At 52.5% G+C, this 21,940-nt stretch carries 14 protein-coding genes; 8 read left to right on the top strand and 6 right to left on the bottom strand.

The genetic code is table 11. From position 1 onward, the window contains the following. Positions 1 to 55: 55 nt before the first annotated feature. On the top strand, positions 56 to 2,863 hold the full coding sequence (locus QEH53_RS00290) for an alanine--tRNA ligase (RefSeq protein WP_309021112.1): 2,808 nt from the start codon (positions 56 to 58) through the stop codon (positions 2,861 to 2,863). A gap of 131 nt (positions 2,864 to 2,994) precedes the next feature. Here QEH53_RS00290 and QEH53_RS00295 read toward each other — a convergent pair whose 3' ends face one another. After that, entirely contained in the window at positions 2,995 to 3,960 is a 966-nt protein-coding gene (locus QEH53_RS00295; protein WP_309021113.1) for a phosphoribosyltransferase family protein, read from the bottom strand. Positions 3,961 to 4,151: 191 nt separating this feature from the next. On the opposite strand from QEH53_RS00295, the gene QEH53_RS00300 reads away from it, so the two are divergent. Beyond that, complete coding sequence (locus QEH53_RS00300; RefSeq protein ID WP_309021114.1) at positions 4,152 to 5,618, top strand: hypothetical protein; 1,467 nt, start codon at positions 4,152 to 4,154, stop codon at positions 5,616 to 5,618. 78 nt (positions 5,619 to 5,696) lie between these two features. Here QEH53_RS00300 and QEH53_RS00305 read toward each other — a convergent pair whose 3' ends face one another. Beyond that, entirely contained in the window at positions 5,697 to 6,803 is a 1,107-nt protein-coding gene (locus QEH53_RS00305) for a hypothetical protein (protein ID WP_309021115.1), read from the bottom strand. Further along, positions 6,800 to 8,440, bottom strand: a complete 1,641-nt coding sequence (gene opgC / locus QEH53_RS00310; RefSeq protein WP_309021116.1) for an OpgC domain-containing protein — start codon at positions 8,438 to 8,440, stop codon at positions 6,800 to 6,802. Before opgC ends, QEH53_RS00305 begins: the two co-directional genes overlap by 4 nt. Before the next feature lie 992 nt (positions 8,441 to 9,432). On the opposite strand from opgC, the gene QEH53_RS00315 reads away from it, so the two are divergent. The 4 genes from QEH53_RS00315 to QEH53_RS00330 all read left to right on the top strand — a co-directional run bounded on the left by QEH53_RS00315 (position 9,433) and on the right by QEH53_RS00330 (position 13,645). Next, positions 9,433 to 10,308, top strand: a complete 876-nt coding sequence (locus QEH53_RS00315; RefSeq protein ID WP_309021117.1) for a hypothetical protein — start codon at positions 9,433 to 9,435, stop codon at positions 10,306 to 10,308. Between the two features lie 159 nt (positions 10,309 to 10,467). After that, positions 10,468 to 12,051, top strand: coding sequence for a glycoside hydrolase family 28 protein (locus tag QEH53_RS00320; RefSeq protein WP_309021118.1), 1,584 nt, complete (start codon positions 10,468 to 10,470; stop codon positions 12,049 to 12,051). 95 nt (positions 12,052 to 12,146) lie between these two features. After that, entirely contained in the window at positions 12,147 to 12,668 is a 522-nt protein-coding gene (locus QEH53_RS00325) for a hypothetical protein (RefSeq protein ID WP_309021119.1), read from the top strand. Then, the gene (locus QEH53_RS00330) at positions 12,668 to 13,645 is read left to right on the top strand and encodes a hypothetical protein (RefSeq protein WP_309021120.1); all 978 of its coding nucleotides are present in this window, start codon (positions 12,668 to 12,670) and stop codon (positions 13,643 to 13,645) included. The genes QEH53_RS00325 and QEH53_RS00330 overlap by 1 nt, the downstream gene beginning before the upstream one ends. 899 nt (positions 13,646 to 14,544) lie before the next feature. On the opposite strand, the gene QEH53_RS00335 is transcribed toward QEH53_RS00330, so the two are convergent. The 3 genes from QEH53_RS00335 to hemW all read right to left on the bottom strand — a co-directional run bounded on the left by QEH53_RS00335 (position 14,545) and on the right by hemW (position 19,378). Further along, entirely contained in the window at positions 14,545 to 17,433 is a 2,889-nt protein-coding gene (locus QEH53_RS00335; RefSeq protein ID WP_309021121.1) for a glycosyl hydrolase 115 family protein, read from the bottom strand. A 288-nt stretch (positions 17,434 to 17,721) separates the two neighbouring features. Beyond that, positions 17,722 to 18,138, bottom strand: a complete 417-nt coding sequence (locus QEH53_RS00340; protein ID WP_309021122.1) for a hypothetical protein — start codon at positions 18,136 to 18,138, stop codon at positions 17,722 to 17,724. 73 nt (positions 18,139 to 18,211) lie between these two features. Then, positions 18,212 to 19,378: a radical SAM family heme chaperone HemW gene (gene hemW, locus QEH53_RS00345; RefSeq protein WP_309021123.1), complete on the bottom strand. Its 1,167-nt coding sequence runs from the start codon at positions 19,376 to 19,378 to the stop codon at positions 18,212 to 18,214. A gap of 113 nt (positions 19,379 to 19,491) precedes the next feature. On the opposite strand from hemW, the gene QEH53_RS00350 reads away from it, so the two are divergent. After that, positions 19,492 to 20,409, top strand: coding sequence for an IPT/TIG domain-containing protein (locus QEH53_RS00350; RefSeq protein WP_309021124.1), 918 nt, complete (start codon positions 19,492 to 19,494; stop codon positions 20,407 to 20,409). A 219-nt stretch (positions 20,410 to 20,628) separates the two neighbouring features. Continuing rightward, positions 20,629 to 21,873 (top strand): RNA polymerase sigma factor, encoded by a 1,245-nt coding sequence (locus QEH53_RS00355; RefSeq protein ID WP_309021125.1) that lies wholly within the window; start codon positions 20,629 to 20,631, stop codon positions 21,871 to 21,873. The last annotated feature ends 67 nt before the right edge of the window (positions 21,874 to 21,940 follow it).

The raw sequence follows: 21,940 nt of genomic DNA on the forward strand, positions 1-21,940 counted from the left end.
TAAATCTGAGTAATCTGTGGGCAAAAAAAGCACAACCATCCATTTCCATCCCAGCATGACTTCCAACCAAATACGCCAGTCCTTCCTCGACTTCTTCGCTTCTAAGCAGCACGCCATCGTGCCGTCCGCATCCCTCATGCCGGACTCGCCGAATCTGCTGTTCACCAACGCGGGCATGAACCAGTTCGTCCCCTACTTCCTAGGCGAACGCGAGCCCTCCAACCGTCGCATCACCGACACCCAGAAGTGCATCCGGGCCGGAGGTAAACACAACGACCTCGAAGATGTAGGACTCGACACCTATCACCATACCTTCTTCGAGATGCTGGGCAACTGGTCCATCGGCGACTACTTCAAGCAAGAAGCCATCGAGTGGGCATGGGAACTCATCACCAAAGTCTGGAAGTTCCCCAAGGAACGCCTCTACGCCTCCGTCTACCAGCCTTCCGCAGGAGATCCCGGCGAATTCGACCAGGAAGCCTACGACTTCTGGAAAGCTGTATTCGAAAAGGAAGGACTCGATCCCGAAGTCCACATCGTATTCGGCGACAAGAAGGACAACTACTGGATGATGGGCGACACCGGCCCCTGCGGCCCTTGCTCCGAACTCCACGTCGACCTGACTCCTGCCGGCGATACCAAAGGCAAGCTCGTCAATGCCGACTCTCCCTACTGCATCGAAATCTGGAATCTCGTCTTCATCCAGTACAACGCCACTCCGGACGGCGAATTCGTCCCCCTCAAAGCCAAGCACATCGACACCGGCATGGGCTTCGAGCGCGTGGCCGGCATCATGGCGACGTCCAAGAACTTCACCGATTTCTCGACTCCACCGAGCAATTACAACTCCGACCTCTTCGACACCCTCTTCCAAGAGTTCGAAAAGCTCTCCGGCCACAAGTACCAACGCACCCTTCCCGAAGACCTCGACAACATCTCCGAGGTCGAGATGAAGGACGTCATCTTCCGCGTATTGGCCGACCACATACGCTGCCTCAGCTGCTCCATCGCCGACGGCATTCTGCCCGGCAACGAAAGCCGCAACTACGTGCTGCGCCGCATCCTGCGACGCGCCGTAATGTACGGACGCAAGCTCGGCCTCGAGCAAGGCTTCTTTGCCAAGCTCGTTCCGGTCGTCGTCAATCAACTCGGCCACGTCTTCCCCGAGCTCAAGCAACAGGAAGAAATCATCCAAAAGATCATCAAGTCCGAAGAAGACGCTTTCGGTAGGACCCTCGACCGAGGGCTCCAATACTTCTACTCAATGCTTCAGGCGGACCTTTTCAAATGGATTGAAGAGCATGAGCTGGATGGCACTAAGGCGTACTTCAAAATTAGTAGTGAATCCGCACCAACCGATTCAAACAATGGACTTGAGAATCTTCTTCGGAAGTATTTCGAGCCAGAAACTGAACAACTTAGGAAGTCATCACCGTATTTCCTGTCAGGTGAAATTGCCTTCACGCTCTACGATACCTACGGCTTCCCGCTCGACCTTACCGAGCTCATGGCCAAACAAAAGGGTATCTCCGTCGACACCGAAGGCTTCGAGCTCGAAATGGAAAAGCAACGGGCCAAAGGCCGTGCCGCCCACAAGTCGACCGACATCCTCGTAGCCGATTCCGACGCGCCCGCCCAGGCCACCAAGTTCCTCGGTTTCGATACGCTCGCCGACGAAGCCGAACTTATCGACATCGTCAAGAGCGACGACGCTGCGTATCTAGTTTTCAACCACACACCCTTCTACGCGGAAATGGGTGGCCAAGTCGGCGACACCGGCGAGATCAATTTCGACGACGTACACTTCGATGTGCTTGATACTGTAAAAGATCCAAACGGCCGCTTCCTCCACAAAGTGTCCGGCGACCTCTCCGCTATTTCCGTCGGCGACGAAGCCAACCTCATCGTTGCCCACGACCGCCGCAAGTCCATCGAGCGCCACCACTCCGCGACCCACGTCCTCCATTGGGCGCTACGCAAAGTCCTCGGCACCCACGTGCGCCAAGCTGGTTCCTACGTGGACGACCAACGCCTGCGCTTCGACTTTTCCCACTTCGAAGCCGTTAAGCCCGACGAGCTCGCCCTCGTGGAAAAACTCTGCAACGAGCACATCCTGGCGAACAGCAAGGTCAAGTGGTTCGAAACGCCCTTCGACCAAAGGCCGGAAGGCGTGATGGCAGAGTTTGGCGAAAAGTACGGCGACGTAGTACGCGTTGTAGACATCGGCGGATTCTCCAAGGAGCTCTGCGGCGGTACCCACGTACGCGGCACCGGCGAAATAGGTCTTTTAAAGATCACCAGCGAATCCGGCATCGCCGCCGGCACACGCCGCATAGAAGCAATTGCAGGCGACAGTCTGTATTCGCATATCAACGACATCGAGTCCACGATCGCGACCGCATCCAAAAGCCTATCCGCAGCGCCAGCCGATCTTCTTAAAAAGCTCGACACCGTACTCGCTCGCAACGCCGAACTCGAAAAGCAGCTTAAGAGCTTCCAACAAAAAGCCAGCGGCAACCTCGCCGACGACCTGCTCAAGTCCGCTCAAGATTCGAACGGTCTCAAGCTCGTCGCCGCCAAGGTCGATGCCGACAATCCGAACGCTCTCCGCCAACTCGGAGCCAACCTCATCGGCAAGCTCGGCGAAGGCGTCGTAATCCTCGGGGCCGAAGTCAAAGGAAAGGTCAGCATCGTAGCCTTCAGCAGCGGGAACGCAATTGCCGCAGGCCACAAAGCCGGCGACATCATCCGCGACCTCACCGCCAAGCTGGGCGGCCGCGGCGGAGGCAAGCCCGACTTCGCCATGGGCGGCGCCACAGACGTGGACTCGTTAGAAAAAACGCTCGGCAGCATTAAGCTATAGTCGTCTGCTGCACTTGGATGGCCGCAGCTTTCCTGCTTCGGCCATTACCTTCGCACCCAATTAGCTCTGCAGAAGAAGCCTTAGAGCACGCAAACACTTTGAAAGCCTAGCTATCCGAGATCGCCCGCAGCCTAGGAAAAGAATGCGGTCTTAAACGTGTTTATAAAACGGCGTCCTAGGCGCTTGACCTTTTGTTTCACTCGTCTCCTGAGCCTAACAGTAACTTCGGGTATATTGTTGATATAAATACCAGAGCCTCGATACAGATTCATTGTCTCTAGGCTCAATACGGGACGACCGATCGCTTCGGCTATCCGCCGTGCCTGCCATTCGTCGCTTTCAATAAATAACTCGGTATCCGTTTTGCGGTACACTTCTATTTTGTGAGGAATGTGAGCTTGCGTACGACGTCGCTCCTCCTGACTTGGCAAATCGAGTAAATGGAGCTGGCCATACTCGACTCCATTCTTTCGCAACCACTCCTCGCATTGAGGCCGATACTTTTCGAGACGAGCCGATACGATGTGGGCAATTCGAGTCGAGGGAAGGTAAAGCGGCTTCGCTGTCTCCAGAAACTTCATGTAGCGCTCGCCATCGTCGTTAACTTCCTTTGGTGGATCGACGCACAGCACTCCATCAAAATCCAAGCAAGCGTTCTCGATAGCGCCGTGGTGAAAGAGGTTCCATTCGAAAATGCGCGGCATCTCCATGACTTCGAAGCACAAATCCAGCTTGCCAATCGACTCGGGCGCTACAATCGCAGCACAGGTAACGATCTCGCCCTTAAAACCACTGTTACGCAAGAATTCGACGCACTCGTTCATGGACTTGCCTGTGTAGACGCTATCGTCCACTAGCAGTATTCTTTCCGCGTCAAAGGGCGCCTCAACCCGCTTCCGAATTGGCCGAGTCCTACCGTGGCCTTGGAATCTGTTTTCCGCGAATACATCGACATTGACGACTGGAAGATTCAGTAGCAACCCAATCGTGTAGGCGGGAATCATGCCACTTCGAGGAATGCCGACCACCACGTCAATATTGGGTGGCAGCTTTGGAAGGTTCTTAACGACAATGTCGCTTAAGCCAGAAAGAGACACAAAACTATACCTACGAGGCGTCATTAAATATTAATAAACAACTACTTACAACACCATACGAAATTTTTAGCTAAACCGATGCAGCCCGCAAAAAGATGGAGATTGGAATATTTTGGCAACAGAAAAGATTCGGATTGATTACCTAGCTTTATAACTCCCTTCTCTTTTAGGATCCTCAAAGTCGGGCTCAGATGTCAGCAAACAGAGCACAGGCAGCAGACCTAGGAAACTTGCAGACGTATACCTGCTTTTCAGTTTCTTGGGTTATTGCGTCACTCTTTCACATGCTCCACCGGAGCGACATTGTCGCTACGCCGTTGTCGATGGTCACGGCCGCATCAGCCGGTTACCTGCTGCTGAAGCCAGATAGCCTCAACCGGTTCTTGGCATTCTGCGTCCTTCACGCCACTCTCTATTTGGACAACGCTCCCAACACAGGGAATCACGAGTTTTTTGCCTTTTGCTGCGAATGTTATATCACTTCGATGATTGTTGCCAGTCGCCTTGGAGTCGCAGGAGCCGATTGGGCGACGAGTTGGAAGCGACACGTCCTCCCCGGGCTCAAGGGCCTTCTGATAACGCTCTACGTATTCGCGGTACTACAAAAGCTAAACACTTGCTACCTGTCACCGGATTCGTGTGGGGGGACCCTACTCTGGGACTACGCAGCGGATCACCCTTTTACTGCCTCTCTTGCCGCAAGCCTACCAAGCGATGCGAATTGGTTTCGCCAGACCAGCATTTTCAGTAGCCTCGGCATCGAATTACTCATACCCGTCCTCTTGCTCATTCCAAGACTTGCGTGGATCGGTGCCATTCTCGGCTTAGTCTTTCACTTTCTGCTCGGCTTTTTCTACTTCTGGCATTTTACGCCCGTCCTCTACGCCATGTATATACTGTTCTTGCCAGAGACGTTCCAGAACAGGCTATTCAGCGTTATTGAGAGGGTCTGCTCTCACGAAAAGGTTCGTTGGCTACTCGTCTTTTGTATAATCGCCCTGCCGATTCTCTACGGTCTGAAAGGCTCAATAAAGAACATCGAGTGGGAGATAGGTTCCTTTTCTAGGGGCGCGCGTAACGGTTGGGAGTTCGGACTGAACGTGAGGACTCTTTTTGGTTGGCTACCGTTTTGCGTTTACACGTTCTTGCTTGGACTATTCGTCTTCCGCGAGGGTCGAGGATACCAAAAACCCAACCGAACTGGCACATCCTTATGGTCCGTCGCAGCAATCGCTCTTGTCGCCTTCAATGGCCTCTGTCCCTATTTGGGCCTCAAAACCCACCAGGCCTTTTCGATGTTTTCGGGTCTAACCGTCGGTGACAATCAAACCAATCATCTCTTCATGCCCGTGCTTCCCCTGAGTCCCGACGGACTTGACCTACTCTATCCTCTCGGGGAGGACTTCACAAGCCACTCAGCTTCCCTTCGTTGGGCCCCTGATGTCGCGCTTCCTCTCTTCGAGTTACGTCGCCGGATTTCGATGTTGAAGGAAGAGGAAATCGACAACATACGACTCTCCTACAGCCGGGGCGGTGTAAATTACGAGACCGCTAATGCGGAGCTCGATCCCGAACTCGCCGCCCCAGTTGGTTGGTTCGGACAAACCTTCCGTATATACCGGCCAGTACCAATCGATGACTGCTCATGCCAGTACTAGAGCTCGTTCCGGTCCAATAAGATCCTTCCGAGCTTCGGGAGCGACGATTGCTCGGTCCCTTGCGGAAGTTTCTGTCGTCTAACTCAAACGACGCCGAAACGAATTCCCATCGGCTGAGAAACGAGAGGACATTCGCAAATCCTCCCGCACTCTCCGACATCCCCGAATAAATGCGGGCCAGTCCACGAGAAGAAGCAGATAAACCTGATAACTCGGAAACCCCAACTTCATGGCAAGACCGATTCCTACATGCATAGACACGCTCCAGAGCAGATATGCATTCCGGTATAGCGGCGGAAAAAAAAGCAGAAATGGAGAGAGCTCCCAAATCAAGGTACCAATCGATAAGAGTACCAGCAACTCCGGGAAACTTGCGATCCATTGGCCAATCTCGGTGGTTTGAAATCCGTAAGTGTGGTCCACAAAACGAATAAACGGTTTGCCCTCTTCACTCGGTCCTGCGTCGGTCAAGTCAGCGATCCAGTAGTCCTCGACTTGAGTTCGGCCAAGATAGTACCCCAGCGTTTGGCCATCCCACCACTTGCCTTCTGATATGACCAATTTCGATACGCCTGACGCCAAATACACCACAAAGAAAACCGCCAGAACCAGCTTGGTTCCCCAAGGCTCTCTCGTTTTTAAACGCCAAAACTGCTCGCTTCGGATGCGCCCCTTCAAATGCCGCAGGAAGGCCTGCACGCCAAATTCCCGCATAGAGAGCAAGCCGCGCAACAGCGCATCCACGGAAATCGACTTCACTCCCGGACTGATTGCCAGGACGAACAACAAGTGCTGAGAAAGCACCGATTCATGATTGTACTGCAGGTTCGCCGCGATTCCGGCGTTCAGATAAAGCGATACCGCGCCAAAAACAAGCAACGAAAACCGAGTGAAGAAACCGACTCCAGCGCAAAACGCGGCAACCCAGAATACTGCTTTGTATAGGCCCCAAGCTGTCTTGCCCAGCAGCACCTCTTTCTGAATATCAAAAGGGAACGTTGAACCGATGAACCGAAAAAAGTAGTTTTCGGTCATCAATATGGGATCTACCTTCGAGGCATAATAGAAAAAATCCAAGCGGTCTCCTAAAGCGAATACGAGGTAGATGACGGCTGCGATTCGAATCAATCCGAGGGGATTATAGACCTTTGGCCTTAGGCTCGCTTGTTTCGGCTCCACTCTCATCGCGGTGTCCTTTCGATCGTTTCGTCAAATGATACCAAACCTAGATCTGTAGAGTAGCGTGCCATGACGATCGGTTCAAGGCCTTCATTCACGGGCGAAAGCACTAGTAAAAATAGTCCTGGGTCCTCACCGTGCTGTTCGATGTATCGGCGGTGTAGCTGGACAAACCAGAGTTCGATCCGGCGGGAAAAACCTTCCTCCGCGCAACCAGGGTTATAGTAAGGGGAGCATTCCTCATCACTGCAATAGATCGAGTACAGCAATATACGACGATTCAGGCCATAGTCGCTAAACCGTAACGCATTCTTCTCATCAATCGCACGCTTGTAGAGATCGACCGAATACAGCTGAGTTTCACGGTCGATGTATCGAGCGAACATAGAAGCAGAGGTTAGCGGAAAGTCTTCCCGTAGATTGATGAGATTGACGCCATTGATGACGAGGTAAGCACTCGCTAGCGTGAGAGCAGCGCGTCGTTTCCAATCCAGTTTGCCGGGCAGTCCAAGGCTCTTCCCCAGTGCGCGACCAAGTTTTCTTAAGCGGGCGGAGCAATGTTCGAACCACCCTGCGGCCGGGAATAGCGAGATTACACAGGTCAATACAACTGCTGCCGCAACAGCGACATGAACCCCCTCCGCCAATCGGCTATTTATTACCCCGAACACAAGCAACACCTGAAACACGTACACGGACAGGGAGTTGCGCCCTAGCAATTCTAAACCGCGAATCCGCGACTTCGTCCGCAAACGTATCAGCGCTCCGTACACCAATAGAGAGAACACGAGGAAACTAAACAGGCGGACGATTCCCAGAAACTCCTTCTTTAAAAATAACTCAGGCACTACACCTGACGCATCACCGAAGTGCTTGAGAAGAAATATTCCCAAGCAGATGGCGCCCGTAACCCAGATCAATTTCGGGCTCCGCAGGAGGCCTGGCAGGGTGCCTTTCTGGGCACGATGACCCAGCGTGATGGCAATGACAAATAGGAACTGCCAGGATAGCACCGAAAAACCGATCCATTCGTAACCCTCGTAAACCCGTCCCCAAGGACTCGGGACACTTCCACGCAGAAACATGGCGACTCGGACGACCGGTTCAGTCCACTCGCCGAACACGATCGCTAGCTTGGCCGCAGAGGCTGGCACCCATGACACTAGGTAAAGCGCCACCGACACGCCAAACAATACGCCAGAACGACCCTTTTGAAGCAGAGTGAGAATCGGGTAAGCCGCCAGAAAAAGAACGAAGTAGAGACCCAGCACCTCGCCATAGCCGAGCCGGAGTGGAAAACGGAATGAATCCGCTGTCAGCGCCGCAAAAGGCAATCCCCCAAAGGTGTGGGCCAAAAGGGGAACGCCCACGATCAAGCCCATCCAACAGGAACCGATCAGCATTGCGCGACAAAGGAGCTTTTCCCTCAGCACCCCGCCGGTGCTCGGAATCTTGCTGTAAACGTAACCCGCCAGAATGCCCGATAGAAAAACGAAACCCTCCGCTGCTCCGAAGAAGCCGAGCGATTCAAACGTCAGCCCTTTCCCTGGATTGGCCTCGATATGATTCACGGTGAGCAGAATCAGCATGAGCCCTCGAAGCCAATCGATGGCGAACAACCTTCCTTTCTCCGGGCAACTCATTCAGGTTCAAATCACCTGTAACGACTTATCGCTGCAAGACTTTCGTCGATGTATGGTTTTCTTGCTTAGCTCCGAGAAGCTCCTACAGCCCGGAATTAAGGTTTCGAAGGTCCCTTCGAATCCACTGAGTCGCCACGTTTTGGATTCACGTTGAGCGCCAATTTCATGCGTATCACCATGAAGAGCGAATGCTTCGACCCGAACGACGAAATTGCCTACGAATCAGGAGGATAACCAAAACCACGCCGATTGGACGGAGATCGAAGTTTTCGGATGATGCGGAAGTCTGGGACTTTCACTCTGCTTGGGTAGATCGATTCCTAAACCCGTTTCTACGGTACCGTATCGGAAACCGAAAACAATGGAGCAGAAAGCGATAGCTATCTTAGACTCGACGGAGTCCGTATCAATCGATTGGGCACATAAACATTAGACCGATGGTCGGATCATCGCTCGGGCACCTCTCCTCTAAACCTCGATACAGACACCAAGAAAAGAGGTGCTGATCCTAACAATGATGGCATCCCGAATTGGCTCGAAATTACCCATAAAATTAATCCATTCGAAAAAGACGAGTTACCTCTATTTAGTTTCGCTGTCGCCCCTCCAATGGTAGCCGCATGGTACTTGAATTTTTACGCGGACCGCTCATCTCTATTCGATTTCCTACTGCGTAAGCAACGATTTGGAGCGTTGGGCTCCAATACATCCCGAACTAGAAGTGTCTAAGATGCCGGAGACTACGATCACATCGTTGCCACATTTTCTTTCGGCCCACATACTAACAGCCAACCATACTTTTAAAAATGGAAGGTTGAGCAGACGACCGAAGATTCCCCGAGCAGCTTCCAATCCAGCTGTGTCTGAGAGGGCATTTTGCTAGGTATCCTTGTAAATCTAGATTTCCAGAACCTTCCTGAAGTGCTTGAGTAGAGCTGGAAAGGCGGTAGGATACCGCACATGGAACCCCCTGCTCGCTCTTCCTTTACGAATTGAGCCTCCCCTCGCGCTTCGCATACATGCACATATTCTCAAAACTCGTTCACTGTCCCGTCCTGTTTTCGCATTTCTTATTAGCTCTGGGATTCCCTTCCGCGCTGACCTGCCAGGCAGCCGACAAACTAGACGGTGATAGAATACTAAGGAACACATTAGAGCTGTATTCTTCTGCTGGATACTATTCATGCAATGCGACGGTCGAGGAAGAGGTAACAGTCTACCAAGACAACGCTTATTTAGAGCAAGGATTGAATACGCCTAAGGTAGTCTTGTCGCATAATTTCTCTCTGGAATTCACCCGCCCTAGCGAGATCATCGCCTACTGGACTATCGTGGACGGCTCTCAACAAGTTCAACGCACCGGTAGCCTTTCCACCGCGGAGGACATCTATATCCTCGGTCACCAATATCCTCAGAACCCAGAACTGACTGAAGAACCCGACCAATTCCAGAGCTTGGACCGAGCCATCGACTACTCTGAGTTCGCAAGCCTGCGTGTCACGGCGCTCCTCAGAGAGTTTCTTAATCCAGCCTTTCACGAGGACCTATTCGCCAACGAAATCCGGCTCACGGGCACGCGAAGGTTGGGCAAGCTTCGCTGCTATGTCCTGCGAGTTGAAGGCTACAAGTCGATGACTATCTATATCGACCGCAAGAACTTCGCTCTAGCCAAAATCGACTACGCCACGGACTACGGCACGTTACAGGGCGAAGCCGCCTGGCTAGACTGGAAACTCAATCAAGCACAACTGGCCCTCGATTCCGATGCCGACCGAATCCAAAATCGGATCTCTCTTTATCGCGACCCTCCAAATCTGAGTTCGACGAACTACTCCTTGCTGTTTCAAACCCAATCCATCCAGCCCTAAGCTTCGCTCTAAACTGTTCTTGGCTTGGCCGACACCATCAACGATCGTTTTTCTAGATCGAGAACCGGTCACTTTAGAAGCAGATGTTAACGCTTTCTCAAACTGTACGGCAGCAAAACTTTCGAAGTTCCCTCGCGACACTCTGTTTGATCGTCCCAGATGCACCCCATTTTTCATAACATCCGTGACTACGGAGCCATCGGCGATGGAGAGACTATCGACACGCATGCTATTCAAACAGCGATCAAATCCGCTTTTGAAGCTGGCGGTGGTACGGTCATCTTCCCCTCCGGTAGCTACGCGAGCTACACGGTCCACCTCGCCTCGAACGTTACCCTTCAGTTTGAGTCCGGATCGCGTTTGATCGCTGCCTACCCTTCACCTGTCGATGAAGCAGGATATGACTTTCCAGAATTTAGCCAATCCGGAGAGAAAGGGTATCAAGACTTTGGGCACAGCCATTTTCGAAACAGTCTCATTTGCGGAGAGAATCTAGACTCGATCGCAATCACAGGCTTCGGAACCATAGACGGTCTAGCCCTCGTGGGAGCTCACCACGTCACTCTCCCAGGAGAGAAGCCGAGCCCTTTCCAAGGCGAGAACCACGGCAGCATTGACGACTTCCATGACTACGATCTTGCAGAGCAACCGCTCCAGGCCAACAAAGCCATCGCCCTTAAGAACTGCCGCAACGTCACCCTGCGAGACTTCACCATCTTCCGCGGTGGGCATTTCGCTTTGCTTGCCACAGGTGTGGACAATTTGACGATCGATAACCTAAAAGTGGATACCAATCGCGACGCTTTCGACATCGACTGTTGCCGCAATGTTCGCATCAGCAATTGCTCCGTCAATTCACCACACGACGACGCCATCGTGCTCAAAACCTCTTACGCTCTCAACGAGCTGAGACCTTGCGAGAACATAACAATAATCAACTGCTTCGTAAGCGGCTACAGTGTCGGTTCACTGATCGATGGAACGTACGACCGTAGCTTTAGTCGAGCCACCGATCAGGACGGCCCCACCGGACGGATAAAGATTGGCACTGAGTCTACTGGCGACTTCCGCAATATAGCCATAACGAACTGCACTTTCGATCACTGCCGAGGTCTCGCTCTAGAAACCGTAGATGGGGCCACTATCGAAAATGTCGTAGTATCCAATATATCAATGCGCGATATTGTTACCGCTCCCTTCTTCCTGCGTTTGGGGGCACGCTGCCGCGGTCCTGAAGGAACTACCATTGGGAAACTCCGCCGCGTCTCAATCTCCAACGTCTCCGTACTAGAGGCTGACTCACGCTACGCCTCTCAAATAATGGGAGAGCCGGGCCACCCAATCGAAGACATCTCTTTCAGCAATGTCCGTATCGAGTACAAAGGAGGCATCACACTCGAACAAGCCTCCCAGCAGCCAACCAATTTGGTGAACCCCTTTTTCCTCCGAAAGGAAGAGCCAGGAGTGGTCGGCCCACGCAATCCTTTCGAAGTGCCAGAACGTCCGCGAGCGTACCCGGAGCCAAGCATGTTCGGCCTACTTCCGGCCTACGCCGTCTACGCTCGCCACGCCAAGAAGCTTCATTTTACCGACGTATCCGTAACGCTGATGCAGCCGGACGAGCGCTCAGCGATCGTTCTCCACGACGTGCACAGCGTCGAATTTCACAACTGCCACTTCCCCGAAGAAACGGGTTCCCCGCAATTCAACCTCTACCAAGTTACTGACTTCCAAAACAAATAGGAGCTGCCTACGAATTACGGTTCGATCGTCACATCGATGCCCTTACGAGGGTCAATTGTGTAAAATAGTAATCTTCGATACCCACACCTTCGACCATGAACACCCCGCTTGAAGACATACTGGTCAGTGGTTACGCCCACGAGATGGAAGCTTACCTGCAGAGTCATCCGGAAGATTTCCCGGAAGCGATCGACTTGGCAGTGGCGGAACGTGAGCGCTACTCGTGGAGAGCGGCATGGCTGTTGGGAAACTGCATGGAGAAGAATGATAAGCGAGTCCGTTCCTCGCTAGATCGGCTTATAGCGGCTATGCCCGGAAAACCAGACGGACACTGGCGTGAACTGATGAAGATCGTTGCGGTAATGAGTTTGAACGACGAACAGGAGGGACACGTTTTCGACATTGCTATGCAGCAGTGGCTAAACCCAGACAGGCAAGCTTCCGTACGGTGGAAAGCGTTTCAGTTTATCACCGACACGGTGCATAAATATCCGGAACTGGCCGAGGAAGTGAAACTGGTCTTGCTGCCGGAACTGATCGACCCCCTCTCCCCTGGAGTCCGGCGTTCGGTTTCAAAAGAAGCTAAAAAAAACCCAGCCATACATTCATCACTATAATGAATACAACATGGGGTATTCTGTTTCTTTTGATTCTCAGAATAGCCGCTATACCTGCAGCAGCCGAGCAACTTACTGTCGAGGATACGTTCGCGATCGCTGAACATACAAGTTACTACAAAATCAGCCTTTCGACTGGTGGTTATGGCGAAGTAGCTCCTCGCATTACAGGATATATTCCAGCAACGATAACTTTCGATACAGAAACGCTCCAAGTAAGTAACTCTGGTATCAGGGACGGAGCGAAGATAGAATGGAGCATTTTCGGTTTCAACATCTATTCGGACATCATGTACGAGAACATCGGAACGATTCGTACTAATGTGGCAATGCAATTCAATGACCTCAAACTGGAGGTTTCAGTGAAGGACGGATCCGTCAGAATCAACCCTGAAACGAGAGAAATGAACACTGACGACTTACAACTATTGACCAATAGCGGAAGCGTTTGGCTCGCATTGGAAGTCGATGGTACATTCGAAAGCGACTCTGTCGACTTACAGCAGAATCCAACTGTATTGCCCCTGACAAAAGCACCCAAACTCAAAATAGAGCGAATTAAGGACGATATTTATGGATATCAATATGATATATCTTTCGATCTGACTTCTGATGAAACCGGATCCGAGAAGCTCGAAGGCACTAATATTACGCTCAATACAGGCGAAAACGTGAGGTTAGTCGCGAGACTCTCTCACGAAAAGGAGTCTCCATTCGGGCAGTGGCATCGATTTAACCAGTACTATTACGACGGCGATGAACTTGATTCAAAATCACCCGCTGGCATCCCCATGTACTTGGCTTTCGCTCTCGGTCATGAACACTACCAATCCAGCCATCAAAGACCTTTCTATTTCACAACATACGAAGACGAAACGTACTTTGGAGTTGTCTGCCCATTCCGACGAGCCGACGTCCAAATTGAATATAGCACGGATCTCAGCACGGGAAGCTGGAAGCCGAAACCGATCGAGTGAATCCCTCGAGGACCTCAAGCACTGCTCGACGGCAGCCGAAGAGGCTACTCTGTCAAATTGCCAAAGAACGGCTCTTCCACATTTTTGCGGGTCGACGCCACTCCAGCTCCATCGTCAATCTAGCTTTCCCGTCCCATCAAGACATTGTGGATTTGATCCTTTCGTTTTCCTTTGCGGTTTAGACAACAAATCCAGAACTCAACTCCCTCTGGCGATCTATAGCCACTTCGCTGGAAAAACTAGCAATGAACATCACCCTTGCCTCGTTTGGGATCATTACAAGTGGTGCGCGAGCTGAGTAAAGAAGTATTTCTGTTTTCCGAGGCCGTGGCTGACTGAATAATTTCAGTCGCCACTGTCGCGACAATTGCGAACGAACCGGTATCTGAATAGGAAAAGCTTACTCGTAACTTGAACCAAACCAAATAAAAGAAACTGCAGTATGGGCCAAAAACCAAGAACACAAAGCGCCGGGAACATGATCTACGGAATTCTCAGCGCGGTCGTACCTAGTTGCGGCCCAGCCATGGAAATGGTTGAGCGCGGTAAAAAGCGGCCGCTCAAGATTACGGAAAAAATAGTCCTCCTCTATAACTCTCCTCTTTGCCCGCACTGTAACTGCAATCGTCAAAAATTTATAGATGAACGAGCGAAAATGCGGCAAATCCGAAGCGGAAAATAGGTTCAGACGCCCAACAGCAGTGACACACGAGTTTCTCGCCCTAGGGGACTCACGCCCGTAGTTTCGACGCGAGGAGGCTCAGCGATGTTTTTCACTCAAGTTACTTCAATTTCCTCACGGTAGGTTAAAACTTCGGAATAGTGAGTGAGCTGACGAGACGGCAGAGAGCAACGAGCGTAGCGCTGCTTTACTCTGGCCTGACTTGCTGCACATCACTTTAATTCTGCTGAGCGGCAAGCGTAGTAGGAGGACCCAAGTAGGACGGCTTTAGTCCGCCAAGGTCGATTACAATTTTCTGGGCAATCATTCCTGGATCAACGCAATAGAGCCGCAGTGTATGCTTGCCCTCGGTGGCAAGCTCTACGTTGATCGTATTTATTGCCGTGTTGCGCATGACATTGTCCGCCCATTCCTGAGAATATTCCTTCTCGTCGTTGTGGCGTATCTCGACCTCTCCGTCGTCCACTTGTATACCATAACGAGTACTGTGCGATTTATCCTTGGCGAAGAGTGGAAGCATGTAAATATGGACCGCTGCTTCGCCGGGGGTCGCTATATAGAAGTCGTACTCGACATAGGATTCTCTCCCATCGTCATACATCGAGCTTCCTAACCTCAAAGCAGTGTTGCTATATCCAAGTCCTTCGATTGGCTGAAACGCGATTTCACCGTTCTCAACTTTGCGGTGAAAACGAGCTGGCGATATGCTCACTACGCCGTTATCTTCGACGTATGAGTCAGCAAGATCCGTCAGACTATGCATTGCAGGATTCACGACCGAAAGCCCTATCCGCCGCTCCTGGCCTCCGCCAGATATTTTGATCTCTCCCGCTAGTTCCTCTTCTTCCGGTATTTCCTTCCAGTCAATACTCACGTAGACTCGATCTTGGGTTGCTGTTTTACCAGAAGACTGGCTCAACTGTATCCAAGGTTTAGTGAAGGTCGCTTCCCAGCTCACTTCCGAATCTACCTTGCTGAAGACTTCGAAAAAGCTATCTCCTTGATTGAAAGCGCTGAACTCCGGCAGTTGCAGATTTGCCGTAGGATTCACTCCTCCTTGCTCGACAAATATGCCCATAGCTTGTTGACCTCTGCTTGAGGCTACAGTCTGGGTGGTCGGCAATTGCGGCTCTGGCAGAAAGCCCGGCGCCGTCATCATGCCCTTCCATTTGCCGTCGAGCAGAGAATTGTATCGCTCTGTCAGATCGGCTAGTTGGTCGTGGAGATCCTTTACCTCGCTGACCAACGCGTTCGCTGAGACTCGACCCTGAACGGCATACCATCGGTTCTTCTGGGCCGTGAGCATCTGGGTATTGTAGAGCTGCGCTGCCTTCACAGGGTAGTAGACTAGTTGGAAGAAGGATGCCTTGTGACTGTCTGGAATTTGCTCCATAATTCGGCCAGCAGAGTCTGATATTGCTTTGTATTCGGCTAACCTCGTTTCAGCTTCGCGGTAGTTGGCGAAGGAAAAACCGGTATCCTTGACTTCCTCTTTTTCATAAAGGCTGTTCCAACGATAGTCACCGGTCATGTACTCGGGTTTGCGAGCGAAGCCGTGGAAGTAATAGCGGTCAAAAATATAGGCAAGGTCCTCCTGGTAGGATTCTCCGAATATGCTAGCTAGCTTTTTGGCTTGGTAATCGGCGATATTCTCGAAAGAGAAGTCAGAAAAACTCCACGCCATATCCAAGAAAAGCTGCATCCCCATTTCACCGGGCTTGATATCGCCGACATTCAAAAGCCAATACTTGTCCGCTCCTAGCGAATACGCCCGTTCGAGCTCGGAGTACATGAGGGAAGGAGGCGTCGTATTGAGCCAAAGGTAGTCGTTCGGCCAACCGAGGTAGGAGATATGGTAGTAAACTCCCGCACCGCCCGACCGATGACGCTCTTCGGAATTGCTCAACTTCTTAAGGTATCCATAATTGTCGTCCGGCCATACGATTGTGATATCTTCAGGAAGCTCCATTCCCTGCTCGTAGATTTCGAGAACTTCTTTATACGGAACGAAAATTTGCGGGATCTCTTCGATCGGCTTCTCGATGTATTTGGATAAAATATTCCTTTGGTCTTGAGCGGCTGCTTCCAGCACCTCCACCTTGCTACCTTCTTCCACTCCGAGCATTCCTTCGTCATGCATGCCACGGAGAGCGATTGTATAGATATTCTCCTTGGCCGCGGCTTCCGCGACGCGCTCGTCTAGGACTCGAGTGATTTCGTCGCGGTTGACCATATAATTCCACTCGCCTTGCGTATCCACATTCCACTCACTCGCGTTGTTGTAGAGCAACGGTTCACAATGGGCCGTAGTTATCATCACTCCGTAGTCGTCCGCCATCTTCATATTTCCTGGAACCGTGAAAAACGCTTGCGTACAAGCGTGCATCGCTGGGGCTACCATATTGCCTTTAAGGCGTAGTAAGAGTTCGAATACTTTTTCGTAGGTTTTAGGACCGATATCTCCGAGCTCAGGATCGAAGGTCTCCGCCGACCAAGGAAAGAGCCCCCAATCCTCATCGTTCAAAAAGATGCCGCGATACTTGATCGTTGGCGGTGGCGATAGAAAGGAATCAACCTCTAGACTCAACGTGTCCTGTTTTGCGACAGGTACATCAGCCCAGTAGTACCAAGGAGAGACTCCGATCGTCTCCGAAAGGCTCAAGGCTCCATATGCTGTACCGCGACGATCGCTGCCTGCTACTACCAAGGCTTTCTCTACCCCTGGAAAAGGATTCTGCACTACTTCAACCAGATACCGCTCCCAAGATCCTCGAATCGCCTCAGCGTCTATGCGGCCCGAATCAGCCAACTCGTCAATCCAACGATTCTGCCCCAAGCTACCAATCAGTATACAGTTCTCGGATACGCTCTTCAAATCGCTTTCGACTTTTGGCAGACGACCTGTCACTCGCTCGATGTCTTCGGCTAATAGGTTTGCAACTCGGTCGACTAAAACCGCATCCGTGGCGTCAAAGTGAATACTGGCGAGGGCATCGCCACCTAGCAGCTCGAAACCTACGCCGGGCAATGAATCCTCGGGAACAAGGCGGAATTGAGCCAACGCCAAGGCAGGCATCAGAAGAAAGGACAAGTAAAGCAGCTTCATGATAAAACGCGGGGTAGATGAACTCTGGGCTTAAAACATTAGTATGCCTCAACTTTTGAGGCTATAGAAAGCCAAGAATCGTTCGCGTTGGCGAACGTTGAATCACCGTCCTACAGCTTCACGGTCTCAAAGTGACGGCCTCGCTAAGCTACCGATTCTCGACGCCAGGGGGCTTGGCGTGAACTCGGCTCTTAGCATTCGAACGCTTCGGGCGCTAGTCGTACAACAACCATGCCGGCTATTATATCGTTCAAGGCACGCCGTTTCCTGATCTTCGGATGATCTCCGCTACAATTCACGCGTCAGTCGCATCAGGCCTTCGGCGTACTTCTTTAGCTGCTTAGTACTAGGGCTGTCGGCGAGGTTTGAAATCATGTCCGCGATCTTGACCTTGGTGGCAAGCGGACTCTGGGCAACCCGCTCCAGATAGGTTTCGTAGTCTGTGTCCTCCGACTTGGTCAACAGCTCAACTGCGTCTGCGCAATGCCTCGGGATGCCATTCTCCAGAAGATGATCCGCGGTTAAATCACTATCTTCCAACACATCATGTAACCAAGCGACCACTTGCGCATTGGGATCACTGCCAACACGACTGGCAACTGCTCTAGGATGTTCGATGTATGGAGTCGACCCGTCCCTGCGGTACTGGCCCGCATGAGCTTCCGTGGCAATCCTCTCCGCTAGACCTACGATCGTTGCTTCCATTTTTTGAATGCTGAAGGCTCGGGGAGCGTCTGTAAACCCGCAATAAATTGGGACCGATAAGCAGGTTCGAACCCTACCCGAAACTTCCGAGCAAAGCTTCGCCCACCGCGTCTGCAACCATTCGACCCTCGGGGGTGAGGCGTAGGGTACCCCTTTCACGCTCTGCCTGGCCTTCCTCCACCAATTGGTCGAACAGGGCGACTTGACTGAGGTCCTTGTCGAAGCGGCGGCCCAGATAAGCGAGGTCTACGCCTTCGTTCATACGCAGTCCAAATATCAGCGAATCTTCGAGCATCAGTTCATCGCTCAGATTTACTCGGTCCACCAGACCACGTTCGCCACGCTCGAGCCCAGCCAACCAAGCCTTAAGGTCGGGCGTGTTGGTATGACGAGAACCGGCCCACTGGCTGGAACCTGACGGTCCGATACCAATCCACTCCGCCATTTTCCAAGTATTCACATTGTGGAGGCACTCGTGACCGGGAATCGAGTAGTTGGAAATCTCGTACTGCCGGAAGCCACCTTTTTCCGCCTCCTCCCACATCGCTGTGTAGAACCGAGCTTCGCGCTCTGAATCGATCGATACTTTCCCCTGCTGCAGTTTAATGAAGAGGGCCGTATCTTCCTCAAAGGTCAGGCAGTAGGTGGAAAGGTGATCGGGCTGCAAAGCGAGAGCTCCTTGCACATCCGCCCGCCACTCTTCCTCGCTTTGGGTGGGAATAGCGAATATCAGGTCTACATTGACAGAGTGGAAACCGACTTCGCGGATCAAGTCGTAGGCTTTGTGTATTTGCTTGAGGGAGTGCTGGCGGCCGAGAGCGTCGAGCAGTCGCTCGTTGAGGCTTTGGATACCCATGGAAATACGGGTGACGCCGGCTTCCTTGAGAGCTTCCAGCTTGTCCCGCTTGACGGAGGACGGCGCCATTTCGACGGTCCACTCCTTAGCCGGCATTCCCAGCTTCTCAGTGATCGCAGCCCCTACCTTGAGCATGTCAGCCGCGGGCAACAATCCTGGCGTGCCCCCTCCCCAGAACATGGTATCGAGTTTTCGGTTACCGGCATCGACTAAGTCCAGCTCGCGCTTAACGCCATCGATGTAGTTAAGAATACCCTTACGATCAGACTGAATCTGGTAGAAACCGCAGAAGTCGCAAGAAGTGGAGCAAAAGGGTACGTGCAAGTAGAGGCCGAGGGGCGTTTGTTTCTCTTCAGACGGCTCCTTGTGTTTGCTTTTACTCACTCTTTGTTCTCCATTTCTATTAAATCGCTAAGGACGGGTGAACTATTTGCTTCACCGCAAGTCCGTTATGTGATTGCAATACAGGCATTAATTCACTCTACCAGCCCGAAAACATGGATAAGCGAATTTCCAAAACCAACCGTAGAACTTGGCTCTCGATCATTCTCGTCCCCCTCGCTCTTTTTCTAGCAGGGTGCGACTTGAAGCTCGTAGACCTAACTCCGTCGACCCACAAGGCCAACCCTTCCCGCACCTATTCGATCACCGCACAGGTCTCGGTGAAGAATAACGCGGTCGTAGAAGGTAGCGTGCGGCCAGAGATCATCATCGACGGCAAGGCTCACACCATGAACCGCGTTCCTGGAAGCGATTCCCTCTACGAATACGACTACACAATGCCTCCGGGCCGCGACAAGGCAGCGTACTACCTGCTCGTCCGCTACCAGCGCAAGACGGCGACCGCTGTCGTGTCCAAGGAGATTCCGACCGATGTTAAGACCATCAACGTGGAAAACCGCTACTCGGTGGAACTCGAGGTCAACCGAGCTCCAGTCGGCACCCGCATCGCCATTCTCGGTCGAGGCTTCACTCGGGACGACAAGGTCATGGTTGGCGGCACCCCGGCAGTCACCCAAGCCGAGAGCTCAACTTCCCTCGCCTTCTACGTTCCGAGCCTACCAGAAGGCCGCAACTACAACGTAAGCGTCCTCGGCCTCAACGGAGAACTCTCAGCCGGGACCCTTCGCATCGACGCTTCCAACATTCGCGTCTCGCCGAGCAGCTTAAACCTTCGTCAAGGACAGCGCGGCATCCTGGCCTTCTCTATCCCAACGGAGGCTCCCCCAGGTGGCCTAGCAGTCACCGTAACCACAGATGTGCCCGACAGCGTGATTATGCCAGAAGTCATAATCCCCGCGGGTCAGCGCTCCGCCAGCATCCGCGTAGAGGGCGGCGAACCTGGTTCGGGCAATCTTTACGTCGAACTGGGCGGTTACTCAGACGTCGTTATTCCCATCACGGTCTCTAACTAGACGACGACGCGAAGCAATTTTCCAAGCCTCGGCAGCCCAACCGCTCCGAGGCTTTTTCGTGAGCAGACTTTTGCAAACGAGGGGACGGGCCCAGTTTCGGATGCTAAAAACTATTTTTCGACCTGAAATGACAGGTGGGATTCAATCATTTAGCGCTGGCAACTTCGTCTCGTAGCTAGATCCTTGCTGTGCTCATTTCTCCTTTGGAGTTTCCCGCGTATGTCCCTCAGCCTCAGCCTGCAAGTCGAAGCCATCTACCGCCAGGATTCCGGCAAAGTGCTGGCCACTTTGGCAAGGCTCCTCGGCGACATCGACCTTGCGGAAGAGGCGACGCAAGACGCGTTTGTCACCGCCTTGAAATCTTGGGAGTCTAAGGGAATTCCTGCGAAGCCGGTCGAGTGGCTTATATCTACAGGTCGATTCAAAGCGATCGACGCCATCCGCAAACGCTCACGATTGACCGTGCTCGAGCCAGAACTCGAACACCGAATCGAGGAAATCCAAGAGGCCAACCTTTCCTTTTCGGAACGCGATATCAAGGACGACCGCCTTCGGCTCATCTTCACTTGTTGCCACCCCGCCATCGACCCTACTGTCCAAATTCCGCTAACGCTCCGAGAGGTCTGCGGCCTATCGACGCAGGACATAGCAAAGGCTTTTCTCGTCCCCACCGCAACGATGGCCCAACGAATCGTTCGCGGTAAAGCCAAGATCCGCTCCGCTAGAATACCCTTCGTTATGCCGGACGCAGCATCTCTGCCCGAGCGTCTCGAATCGGTGCTCTCAGTCGTCTACCTTGTATTCAACGAAGGCTATTCAGCCTCCTCAGGTACAGCGGCCCTTCGCTCTGACTTATCGCAAGAGGCGATTCGGCTCGCTCGCACCCTCTTAGATTTGCTTCCGGATCCCGAAGTCAGAGGATTGCTGGCTCTGATGCTCTTGCACGAATCTCGCCAGGCTGCCCGCACGAACCAGGAGGCCGATATCGTTTTGCTCGAGGAGCAGGACCGCAGCCTCTGGGATAGAAAGCTGATCGAAGAGGGCCTGCTACTCGTCCAGCAGAGCCTGGCTTCACGCGAGTTCGGATTCTACACGATTCAGGCTGCGATCTCCGCGGTTCATGCCGAATCCAAATCGACCCAGGAAACGGATTGGGCCCAGATCGTGGCTCTCTACAATGTACTCCGGCAAATCGATCCTTCTCCTGTCGTGGAACTAAACAGAGCCGTCGCCGTCGCCATGCGAGACGGCCCCCAAGCCGGACTGGATCTCGTAGACAATCTGCTCGAAACTGACCAGCTCGCGGACTACCATCTCGCCCACTCCGCCCGCGGTGAATTCCTCAGGCAACTGGGCAAGCCGACCGATGCGAAATCCGCTCTCGAAAAGGCCCTATCCCTAGCCAGGCAAACGCCGGAGCAACGCCTTCTACGGCGACGCATCGATTCGCTAGTTCTCAAATAGCACCGCCAAAAACCGAGGTCGCGTTCAACGACCCTCGAACTTCCGCGTCCTTCACCTTATCGCAGGG

The sequence above is a fragment of the Pelagicoccus sp. SDUM812002 genome (genome assembly GCF_031127835.1).
GTDB lineage: Bacteria > Verrucomicrobiota > Verrucomicrobiia > Opitutales > Opitutaceae > Pelagicoccus.

Coding starts and splice junctions, on each gene's coding strand:
- QEH53_RS00290 (WP_309021112.1), top strand. CDS start 56: ATGACTTCCAACCAAATACGCCAGTCCTTCCTCGACTTCTTCGCTTCT.
- QEH53_RS00305 (WP_309021115.1), bottom strand. CDS start 6,803: ATGAGAGTGGAGCCGAAACAAGCGAGCCTAAGGCCAAAGGTCTATAAT.
- QEH53_RS00335 (WP_309021121.1), bottom strand. CDS start 17,433: ATGAAGCTGCTTTACTTGTCCTTTCTTCTGATGCCTGCCTTGGCGTTG.
- QEH53_RS00355 (WP_309021125.1), top strand. CDS start 20,629: ATGTCCCTCAGCCTCAGCCTGCAAGTCGAAGCCATCTACCGCCAGGAT.
- QEH53_RS00330 (WP_309021120.1), top strand. CDS start 12,668: ATGAATACAACATGGGGTATTCTGTTTCTTTTGATTCTCAGAATAGCC.
- QEH53_RS00325 (WP_309021119.1), top strand. CDS start 12,147: ATGAACACCCCGCTTGAAGACATACTGGTCAGTGGTTACGCCCACGAG.
- QEH53_RS00340 (WP_309021122.1), bottom strand. CDS start 18,138: ATGGAAGCAACGATCGTAGGTCTAGCGGAGAGGATTGCCACGGAAGCT.
- QEH53_RS00350 (WP_309021124.1), top strand. CDS start 19,492: ATGGATAAGCGAATTTCCAAAACCAACCGTAGAACTTGGCTCTCGATC.
- QEH53_RS00300 (WP_309021114.1), top strand. CDS start 4,152: ATGTCAGCAAACAGAGCACAGGCAGCAGACCTAGGAAACTTGCAGACG.
- QEH53_RS00320 (WP_309021118.1), top strand. CDS start 10,468: ATGCACCCCATTTTTCATAACATCCGTGACTACGGAGCCATCGGCGAT.
- opgC (WP_309021116.1), bottom strand. CDS start 8,440: ATGAGTTGCCCGGAGAAAGGAAGGTTGTTCGCCATCGATTGGCTTCGA.